The sequence below is a fragment of the Aestuariispira insulae genome (genome assembly GCF_003385955.1).
Classification (GTDB): domain Bacteria; phylum Pseudomonadota; class Alphaproteobacteria; order UBA8366; family Aestuariispiraceae; genus Aestuariispira; species Aestuariispira insulae.
The window spans coordinates 1-11262 of the sequence record NZ_QRDW01000025.1; the positions used below are offsets into that span (position 1 = coordinate 1).

At 52.1% G+C, this 11262-nt stretch carries 3 protein-coding genes and 1 pseudogene; 1 reads left to right on the forward strand and 3 read right to left on the reverse strand.

Annotated features, from left to right (window positions below; all coding sequences use genetic code 11):
• The 3 genes from DFP90_RS23375 to DFP90_RS22305 form a co-directional block, all read right to left on the reverse strand.
• On the reverse strand, positions 1-6296 hold a 6296-nt coding region (locus tag DFP90_RS23375; protein ID WP_281269712.1), incomplete at its 3' end, for a LamG-like jellyroll fold domain-containing protein.
• 2499 nt (positions 6297-8795) lie between these two features.
• Positions 8796-9791 (reverse strand): tetratricopeptide repeat protein, encoded by a 996-nt coding sequence (locus tag DFP90_RS22300; RefSeq protein ID WP_115939682.1) that lies wholly within the window; start codon positions 9789-9791, stop codon positions 8796-8798.
• Positions 9792-9795: 4 nt separating this feature from the next.
• Positions 9796-10452, reverse strand: a complete 657-nt coding sequence (locus DFP90_RS22305; protein WP_115939683.1) for a toxin-activating lysine-acyltransferase — start codon at positions 10450-10452, stop codon at positions 9796-9798.
• Positions 10453-10963: 511 nt separating this feature from the next.
• Between DFP90_RS22305 and DFP90_RS23380 the strand changes: the two are divergent.
• Positions 10964-11122 (forward strand): annotated as a pseudogene (locus tag DFP90_RS23380) (IS66 family transposase); the annotation flags it as partial.
• Positions 11123-11262 lie beyond the last annotated feature (140 nt).

An 11262-nucleotide genomic window follows, 5' to 3' on the forward strand; every position in this document is an offset into this window, starting at 1 on the left:
TCGGTGACAATCTCGGTCTCCCAATAGCTCTTGCCCTCCAGCCACTGGTCATACCAGATGATGGAATAGGTTGCCTGGCCGGCCGATCCGCTGCCCGTATAGGTCAGCTTGTCCGCAGACAGGCTGCCATAACCGTTATGGCGCGCAATGCTTTCATCCAGCGCACCATAATGGTCCGGATTGCCTTCACCCACAGAGACCGTGATCACGGCCTGGCTGGACAGGCCAGCCGTATCCGTCACCTTCCAGGTGAAACTGTCGGCAGCACTATTGCCCTTGGGGTCATAGCTGTAACTGCCATCAGCATTGACTGTCACTTCCGCGCCGCTCGCAAGCGTATAGACATTGCCCGCCACACTGACAGCACCGACAACTTCATAAGTCAGCGTGTCACCGCTATCCGCGTCAGACGCGCTCAGCTTATGGCTGACCGTCTGCCAGCCATCCAGAACTACCTTGGCGTCAGCTGCCTGCGGGCCCAGATTGCCGGTGGTGAGGTCAACCAAACCGTCGTCAAATTGCAGGCTTTCCACATGGCTTACATAATCGGCACCCGTCGCCTCTGAGATCACCGTGACCGAGCCGTCATAATTATCCTGGATGATGTAATCACCCTTATTTCCGGCAAAGACCGCCACATCCTGGCCGTCCCCGCCATCCAGGATGTCATCGCCATCACCGCCATAAAGCGTGTCATCGCCTTCGCCGCCAAAGAGGGTGGAGCCCTCCATGGGCGGCATGGTGAGGCCGGAATCCTGCTCTTTGACCGGCTGACCATTGAAATCGAGGCCATGGCCATTAGCACTGCTGTCATTGGTCAGGCTGTTGCCATCTTCAAATTCCAGGTGGAATCCATTCTCACCATGACTGCCGGCATATTCTTCAGGTACCCAAGTCCCATCCTTCTCAAAACGTCCGAATTCAACCGGACTGACAGCCGCACCATCCACATAATGAACATCGGCCATCACCCCTTCCAGCGGGCCGAACAGTGTTCCCCCATCGACATTGCCGCCGATGCCATGGCAGACTCCCTCCATGCCCACTTCGGACTTATGGCCTTTTGTCAGCTGGACGCTGTTGCGGAAGAAGCTGGTGATGCGCTGGCCATTGACGCTGATCTGCATGCGATCAGCCGGATTATCCGCATTGGAATCATAAATTGCTGAGACATGAACCCATTCGCCAGGTGCCACGACCGCGTCAGAGGAGGTCAGCCTGTGATACAGCTCTTCGCCATTGATCACCTCAACAACAAAGAAATCCAGACGCCCTTCTTCATCGATCAGGAAATTCGTCCGGTCGCCGCGATAACCGTTCGCACCGGACGGCACAACTTCCATCGAAGAGAATAGATACTGGTAGGACTCATTGAGCCGGTCCAAGTTCACCCAGGAAGTAAAGGTCCATTTCGTGCGGTCGCCGTCGCTTTCCGGTGTATAGGTGATCATATCGTCAACACCGTCCAAGCGGACCGCATTCACCTCGTCACCTATCTCAGATTTATCGCCGGCAAAAAGCCGGTCATTGCCGGCACCGCCATCCAACAGGTCACCGCCGGTTCCACCGGAGAGGTAATCATTGCCAGCCCCGCCCAGCAGGATGTCATTCCCCTCACCGCCGGTGAGGCTGTCATCACCGCTGCCGCCGTCAATCCGGTCGCTATCCTCACCGCCCGCGAGGATGTCATTGCCGTCATCCCCCCACAGGCTGTCGCGGCCCGCGCCGCCAAACACGGTATCATCACCGGCACCTGCCCGGATCTCATTCCGGGCGCTGCTGCCAGACAGAGAATCGTCAAAGTCCGATCCGACAAGATTTTCCACCCCGGACAGGACATCCCCCTGCGCATCCCCGCCAATGCCCTCGGCAAGGGGCAGGTCCTGGGCAACCAATCCGCTGTCAACAACCTGGGTGGGGGTGCCATTGATGCCAAGATCGGCGCCTGCAACGGCATTGCCACCAAGCTGCGCCCCATCCTCATAATTCAGATGGAACCCGTTACCGCCATGCTCTCCGGCATAGATTATCGGCTGGGGCACAGCTTCCGCATCAATCTCGAAAAAGCGGTCATCACTGACGGCTTCGCCATCAATGTAATGCGTTTCCGCCAACTGACCTTCCAGCGGCCCAAAAAGGGTTCCGCCATCGATATTGCCGCCAATGCCATGACGGACTCCGCCCATGCCCACTTCGGATTCATGGCCTTTTGAAAGCTGGACGCTGTTGCGGAAGAAACTGGTGATGCGCTGGCCATTCACACTGATCTGCATGCGATCAGCCAGATTGTCCGCATTGGAATCATAAATTGCAGACACATGCACCCATTCGCCGGGGGTGACCACAGCCGCAGAGGAGGTCAGCCTGTGGGGGACCTCATTTCCATTGATCACTTCAACGACAAAGAAATCCAGTCGTCCCTGCTCATCAATCAGGAAATTCGTCCGGTCGCCGCGATAACCGTTCGCGCCGGAAGGGACAACCTCCATCGCCGAGAAAAGATACTGATAGGAAGAATTGAGACGGTCCAGATTAACCCAGGTGGCAAAGGTCCATTTCGTCCGGTCACCGTCTGCAGCCGGGGTCACAAGGAACATATCACCCGCATCATCCAAATGAACCGCTTTCAACGCCACAGAGGGGGTGCTGGGGTTTTCAGCCGTACCCGCACCCATATCCACGATCACACCAGAGTCCGAACCGGAATAATCGACAGTATCGATGCCAGCCCCGCCATCGATACTGTCGGCACCGGCACCGCCGATGATCCAGTCATCCCCGGCACCGCCCAAAATCGTGTCATCCCCGGCGCCGCCGTCGATCACGTTATCCGCATCATCGCCGCCAAGGCTGTCGCCATGGCCGGAGCCGATCAGGTTTTCGATATTGCTTAAGTCATCGCCCAGGGCCGCGCCGCCAACCGCAGCACCGCTGGCCGCGCCAGCATCCAGCTGGATCGAAACACCCGCCTCCGCATCCTGGTAAGAGGCGGTATCAATGCCGTCGCCACCATCGATGGTATCGGCACCCGCACCGCCCAGGATCAGGTCATTGCCGTCACCCGCCGCGACCATATCGTCGCCCGCCCCGGTGACGATGGTGTCATCGCCGCCCAGGCCCGCAATGGCATTGTCGGCAACCGAACCGATGATCACATCGGCAAAATTGGTGCCGGTCGCGCGCTCGATCGAGATCAACTCATCTTCCGCAGACAGACTCCGGGCGTTAAGCACGGATTCGCCCCCTGTCGGCAGGGTGCCTTCGGAGAGATCAATCACCACACCTGCGTCACGCGCCGCATAGGAGATGCTGTCATAACCCTCCCCGCCATCGATCTGATCACGCCCGGCCCCGGCCAGAATCTCATCCTCGCCGGCCCCGGCAAAGACCTGGTCATTGCCCGCGCCATCAAAGATCACATTGTCGCCGTCGGTGCCTTTGAGCACGTCGCCGAAATTGGAGCCGGTCAGGTTTTCGATGGAGGTGAAGACATCATAGCTGGCGTCGCCGCCAAACTGCCTTGATGTCTGGGAGAGGTCGATATGAACGCCTTCGCGGGAATTTTCATAAGAGACCGTGTCAGCGCCCTCGCCCCCGATCATGGTGTCAGAGCCGCCCAGCCCTTCAAAAATATTGTCGCCGCTATTGCCGATCAGAACATCGTCAAAATCGGACCCGGTCAGGTTTTCAATGCCGGAAAGCGTATCGCCCGCTGCATAACCGCCCGAGCCGGAATTTGTTTCCAGGCTGACCGTAACGCCGCCGTCGGAGCCTTTATAAGAAGCGGTATCCGCCCCCGCACCACCGATGATCACATCGGCCCCGGCATCGCCCAGCAGGATGTCGTCATCCGCGCCGCCATCCAGGCGGTCATTGCCCTCGCCGCCAAACAGCGTGTCATTGCCGGCCCCGCCAGAGAGCGTGTCATTGCCCGCGCCGCCCATGATGAAGTCATTGCCATCGCCGGTGGTGATGGTGTCATCGCCTTCATTCAGATATTTCAAGACCACCGGCGTTTCCGTCCAGGTGAAGGTATCGACACCCTGGGTGCCGACCTGGCCGACGATTTCCGAGACGGTCAGCGTATCCTTGCCCGGCTCGAACTCATGGGCGAATTTGATATTCTCCACCCGGTTTTTCGGGTTCATCCAGTTATGGATCGAGATCTTGTTTTCGATCTGGTCCAGCGGCGTGGTATCCTCCGCAGAGGGCCGGACATAAAGCACCAGATTCTGCCCGTCGATCTGGAACACCACCTGGTCGAGATGGATCCCCTCGCCAAAGGTGATCGTGTCGTGATCGCCATCTTCCAGGACATTCAGATATTCGGTCCAGGTGACGGTATATGTGTAGGGTACGCGCACATAGCGGGTCTGGAGCCAGCTCTGTTCCTTACCGCGCCAGATCTCTTCCTTGATGGTCTTATAGCCGGTGCGCTGTTCGGAAAAGACCTTGGCTTCATAATGATGATGGTTGTCATCAATGATGTCCTGGCCGTCGCCGGAATCGAAATGATAGATGTCATCGCCAGCCCCACCGGAGAGGGTATCATTGCCCACACCGCCGATCAGGGTGTCGGCGCCGTCGCCGCCTTCGAGCGTGTCGTTGCCGGCACCGCCGGAGAGGTAGTCGTCACCAAAGACGGTTTCCGAGTCCCAGTTGCCAGCATCGCCGCGGATAAGGTCATTACCCTCACCTCCAAAGACGATATCGTCGCCATGGCCGCCTTCCAGACGATCGTTTCCTTCGTTGCCGTAGATCAGATCAGCACCGGCTTGACCGTAGACTTTGTCGTCACCATCAGCACCATAGATCAGATCGTCACCGATGCCACCAAACAATCGGTCATGGCCATCGCCGCCATCCATGGTATCGTCACCCCCGAGACCATGGATAACATCCGCTGCTTTCGTCCCCAGCAGGGTTTCCTCATCATTGCTACCTGACTGCCAGTTCTCAAACAGCTCGTCTGAGAGATCTTCATTTGATTTACCGGCATTTGCAGCGAAATAGCTATCCAGTGCCTCATCCAAACGGACGACCTCAACGTTATTGCCTACTAAAAACTCAAAAATTTTGGCAATATTTACCTTGGTTCCATCGTCAAAATAGATGGATGATATCTCTTGGTTCCAGGAAGAGAAGTTTGAAACAGAGATCTTGTGTTCCGGGAGCAGTTCAAATGGCACACCTGAATATTTATCCGTTTTCCAGGCTAATTCGAACCCATTGCCATTCTTTCGGATCATAATGTCGCTCAGGTCGACACCCGCCAAGTTCTCGCCATGAGAAGCCACCACATCCCCAAATCGGGAGATATTTTCTAATGGATGAACATCATCCAGCTTAAGCTCTTGTGCTCTAGAGAGAGTGAGATACCAACCGACAGTAAAGGAAGAATCTGGTGCCGCAGAGATCAGGCTCTCAATCTCATCACGATTGTCAATGAACGCCTGATAATCCTGAGCAATGGCAATGTCTTCCAATAGCTGTCCATAGGATTTTGCCGTGCTATTAAGAATTGCACGCTTCACATAGAGGCTGCCGCCCTCCACGCGAGTTCCCTTAATGGTCCTGAGAACACCGAATTCAACCGCGTCCATGTAACTGTTATGGATATACTGGCCAGGATGAGTACTATATTTTCCATGCCCCCAACCAAACGCCTCATGGGGTGCGGAATAGGCGGCACCGCCCATGTTTTCCACTAGGTTATTGAGATAGGTCGAGGCCGTTTCCCCCATCCCTTTCACTAAATCACCGGATAATCCATTATCGGTAGCCCAAGCGGTTACCCTGAATTTGCCATCGCTTCCCAGATTAACGTTCGAGTGCCCAATAGGACCAACAGAGCTCTTCCTGCCGAATAGATTCCCAAGGAAAGTGCCTATCGTTTGACCAATAAAAGAACCAATAGGCGCAAACGGTCCAGGTAGCAGAACACTCCCCACGATCGAACCGATACTTCCCATGATCGCGCCGGCAGTAGTTTCTGCAGGCACCAGTTTTGATGACAACTCGCCTGCTATATAGGTTCCTATGATACTGGCAGGATCGATCTTGATAGCAAAAATATCCTTGGCACCATTAAGAATATTGGTGCCAACCTGGCTCAGGGCCGTTGTGGCAAATGCAGAAACCAGATCACCGGCCACAGTGCCGTCCAAGCCGATCGCATCGATTATTTCTCCAACGACCAGCGAAGCAATAGCCGATGCCGCCGCCCCTTTGAGGTTCGCTATAAAATCCTTGTCAAAATCGCTAAAGCCTTCAACGATTTCGCCATTGGCCGTCAAGGTTGTTTGCTTCTGACCCGCATCAATAGAAATATCTAGTTCTTGGCCAATATTTTGAAGGATAGTGCCGATGGTTGCGCTTGCTGCAACTGAAGCAAAGATGTTATCTCCACCAATATACCGTCCAATGGTTGAACCAATCTGTTGACCGGCAACACCAAACTTCTCTTGATCAGGATCTGTTTCTATTATCTTTGTGTTTGTACCGCTTCCATCAATCTCTTTTACTTTGATCGGTTGAGCGATACGTTCACCGTCAACTTCAATAAACCTGTAACTGACACTATATGGAGTTCCATCTGACAACATCGTGACAGTAAAATCCGTACCATAGTCCAACACTAGGTTTGAATTTTGATTTTGACCATCCCCCGGCTGTTTTACAGTTAGACGCTTCTTAAGTCCCGTGACTGGATCTTCAAAATCATACAGAATCGTTCCAACGGGACCTTCGAGAGAAACGATAGACCCATCTGCAATACCATCATGCAAATTTAACCCAAACTGTTCTTCCATTATCGATATATGGTTGGAAGGAAGTTCCTTCAGAACAATTTGAGCAAAACTATGGTTCTCTAGGTTCTGTATTGATTGTAGGAGTGCCTCCTCATAGGTTTGCACCCCTAGCATAAGGTCATAGGCTTTGCTACTGGTCGCTTCACCAGTAGCCTTGTCTTTTACAGTTATCTCAACCTCATTGACAATCTTATTACCATCGCCGTCTGCATCGAGTTGACGGTCTTTGGAGTCAATGTAAGAATTACGTTCTTCCTTGTTTGATACCTTAAATGACAAAAATCCAGCAGCTTCAAGAGTGACGGCTTCACCATCGTCCAACTTTCCGTTTTGGTTGAGATCCCTCCAAGCGCGAAGTTCACCCCAATTGTCATCTAGAGCATCAACCACACCATCATTATTGGAGTCATATAGCTTTCCAAATGCCTCATAATCAGTATCGAATGGATCATCTGTTCGGCTTGCAAAAGACATTTCATCTGCAGAGACCTGACCGTCACCATCCAAATCTGCAATTAGAAAACCATCTTCAGGAGCGACCCATCCCATCCCACGGTTAACACCGGTACCATGAAGGTCAACCACAACACCGCTTTCATTTTGACTTACGGTACTAATCTTCCCATCTTGGTTGAGATCTAAACCTATAGGCGGCATGAGCCCTTCTTGGCGCAATCTCAAAGTGGTGTTGACTACAGCGTTATCGAAAGCTTTGAGATTTGCTTTTGCAACCGTTTCTATATCCTCGTTAATTCCCTTTGCAATAGATTCTGCCCGAAGTGGATCGACCGTCGAAGAAATCAGGGCAAATTCACCCAAATCAGATTTGAAAAAGTCGCGATTTAAAACCATCATAGGTCCGCGATCAGGTTCCATCTCACCTTTCAGCCAAGATCTCGCTTCTTCAGTTGTAATCTGCCACTTATTGCTGACGTAACTACTACCGCTGTTATCCAGCCGATCCAGATAAGCTTCATATGCGAGTGATAGGCCCGGTAGCGCGTTTTTGGGGATCCATACAACGGCATCGCTATATTGTGCACTATCGGACAAAAGTATTTCATGGATTTTGCCAAAGGTCCCAAAATTACCGTAGCTACCAGAAGAATTGAACTCGAAAGCTCGCTGGTCATATCCATAGAGAGCAGCGTTACTGGAATCGTCCTCAACCAGATATCGAATCCCTTCATCCGGCACAGCTGAAAGATCATAGATTAGATCACCAACTATCGACTCTGGGTTGACATGAGACGATCTCGCCAGCACTTCCTGCGGCCAACCTTCCTGATCCGCAATTTCGTTGATTTTCTTAAAATCCCTCCGGGGATCGAGGACTTTTGTTTCACCATCCTCCCAACTGACGATAACGACCCGCTCTGAGACACTATCTTTTATCGCATAAAAACCCTTACCTACGGCATAAGACGCAGTCAAACGATAGCCAATTTGGTTTAGACCGTTCTCACGTTCAAAATAGAAAGAATGAGTGGCACCTAACGTTACATCCCCAAAGGTCACTGAGGATTGGGAACCAATAGCGCCTCCGACAAATGACACATTTTTTGATACGTCAAAGTCTCCAGGGGTATTGGGTACATCCACTCTGATCTTAACATCTCCAGCTGGACCGACACTAAGCACAGTAGACAAAAGCTTCACCACCGGATGGGGCGCAGCACTCAATCCGTTTAGCTTCAACCCCAAGGTAACATAATGGCTACTACCTAATGGGACCCCATCCTCAGTCCATGGTTGGCTCTCGACCGCATGCGAAAAGGAAACAGGAATTTTCCCCCCATTAAAAGGAATATTGATTGTGTAACTCCTGTCCAATTGCCCGTCGATTTCTCCCTCAGCAACTAGAGCTCCAATCGTTTCAGAAACCCCCTGAACAAACTGCCCCGCAGTAGCCAATTCCTGTTGTGTAAAGCCATTGAAGCTCATGTAATCCCCCAATAAATCTCTGCACCAAAGCGCAGTTTCTTAGTACTCTTTTTTTGCTGAATCGAATTGGCGAGAGGCAAGAGAAACTGCTTCTTCCAGGCTGAACACCAAATCTTCACTTCTTGCTGCAGTAGCCGCTTCATAGATAAAATCGAACTTTGCGTTGATGCGAGGAAACTCTTTAAGAATCCTATTGAGCTTTTTTTCGACAAACCCAAGTATATGAGGTGCTACCGCCTTCTGTTTTTTTGCTCTAGCAAAATGCATTTTGCTCAAGACGAGATCCTCCACAGTCAAGTTCAGAACATCTCCTCTGAGATAAAATTCACTCAACCAGTAATCAGCCCTTCCATCCCCAAGTTGAGATGCCAAAACTAAATTTTTACGCCCTTCTTTTCGGCTTACCGCTTCGAACAAATAGCGGCCTTTTTGAGTTAAGGCGTTGATATTTCCCATTGAGATGGCTTTGTCCAGGTGAAGCAGCACCTTCTTTTGTCTGCCCATCGCTTCATATACTCTCGCCAATTGGACAAGAGCGTAGGAGTGCTCTTCAACAGAATCGATATATCGTTGGTAGCTCTCGATCATACGATTGAAGTAACTTCTCTTTTGCTGAGGCACCTCTTTATGAGGCAGCATGAAGCCACCTTCACGATAGAAGTAATTTCCGAGAAGGAAGTTTGCAGCAGTATAATTTTGCTCCTGAGCTAAACTCAAAAGAGAATAAACCTCTTCACTTTTTTTAGGAAACCATCCAGCAGTACTCATAATCGCTCTGGCTAACAAAACTCTGAATCGGGGATGCTGAGGAAAAAGTACCATTGCTTCCTGACACTTAATTTGACCCTGCACTTTATCCAAGTTTCCATCTAATACGGCAGCAGACCTACGTCTCGGATCAAAAGGCGCGGACATCAACACATCACATTCTGTAACAACATACTCCCCTGGCTCATGCCCAAAAGATTTGTTCGGAGACAGCACAGCAAAACAGAAACATACGACAAAAAAGGCAATGTTCAGTGTAGGCGCCATGGACTTATACCTCTTGAATCTCCCGTTTCCCTTCAGATGTCGTCACATGAAATTTGAACGTCTTGTCTTTAAAGATGACCTTCTTCATATCCAGCATCATCTGATTGGCCTTGCCGCCCATCAGATCGACCACATCGACGACCCACAGCCGGTCGCCGGATTTCCAATCCTGGGGGGCAAGACGGGTCGCGCCCGATTCCAGGCGTTTTTCCACTTCCTCTGAGACACTCGCCCACAGGACCAGGCCGGCCGGTTTGCCATTGTCATCGCGATAGATGCGGAACTGGTTCAGCATCACCGGGGTCATGACCAGCCATTCCATATCGGCCAGGAAGAAATAGCGATGGGTCGGGCTCATGGACATCATCCAGGCGATCTCGCCCAGGACGGCGGAGATGGTCATCTGCGGCTGGCCCTCACCGGCATTGGCCGCGGCTTTCGCCTGTTCGGCCGCCTTGGCCTGGGCCTCTTCAATGCCGCGCATCAGGGCCGCCTCATCCACCTTGCCGGCGGCTTCCAGTTTCTGGGCGAGATCGGAGGCCGCGCCCTCCATCTGGGATTTTGGCATCAATTCCTCCATGCGTTTTTCCGCCGCCGATTTTGACGCGCTCTTGGACGCGCTTTTCGGGGCCGCCTTATTCGCTTTTGTCTTTTTTGCCATCGCTCAAATTCCTCAAATCAAAATCGTTAAACCGGTGCCGATACAGACATTTGCCTTGCACAGCACCTATGCAAATACACCAGGGCCACGCGCAAAACCATGGCGCGTGGACATTCAATCAAATCATCGGAGAAGAACCACATAACCAGAAACCGGCCCGCCCCGGCACAGGGGCCCTGCCAATCACGTCATCGGTCCAGAAGAAAAATTCCCTTCCCCGCCTCTTATCCGGCCCCGGCCTTTTAGGCCCAAAACCGCATTCACCCTGGGAAGACCATAACCTAGCCCGGCCTTCCGCCTCATCCCCGGGATCAATCTGAAGCCAATCCAAATTCCCGAGTATTCAGAAGCAGACTAATCAGATTTTCTGCGCAAAGCAATTGCGAATTCAAACCCGATTCCCATTTTTTCAAGAAGTCTTTGAAAAGGGCTGAAAACACGGGATGGTCGGGAACGGGATGGGCAAGCGCATCTGAACGATGGCGCCTGTTGCAAAGCATGAGGCAATGCATTGCATGTTCTTGGCGAAGATGTAAGGCAAGTGCCGGACGATGTTTCGGCCCAACCCCAGATCATCCGGCTGGTGGTTTGTTTCCAGGATGATCGGCTGATCATCGACAATAATTCAGCGGAAAGATCCATCCGTGACATTTCCCTTGGCCGCAAAAATTAGTTGTTTGCCAGATCCGATGCCGGAGATGAACGTACTGCCGACTGACGTGAGCCCTTAAAACTCCTCCAAAAATGAGTAGAGTCCGTCCAATAAAAGGAGACGGACATGAAGCGCAGTCGATTTAGCGAAGAACAGAT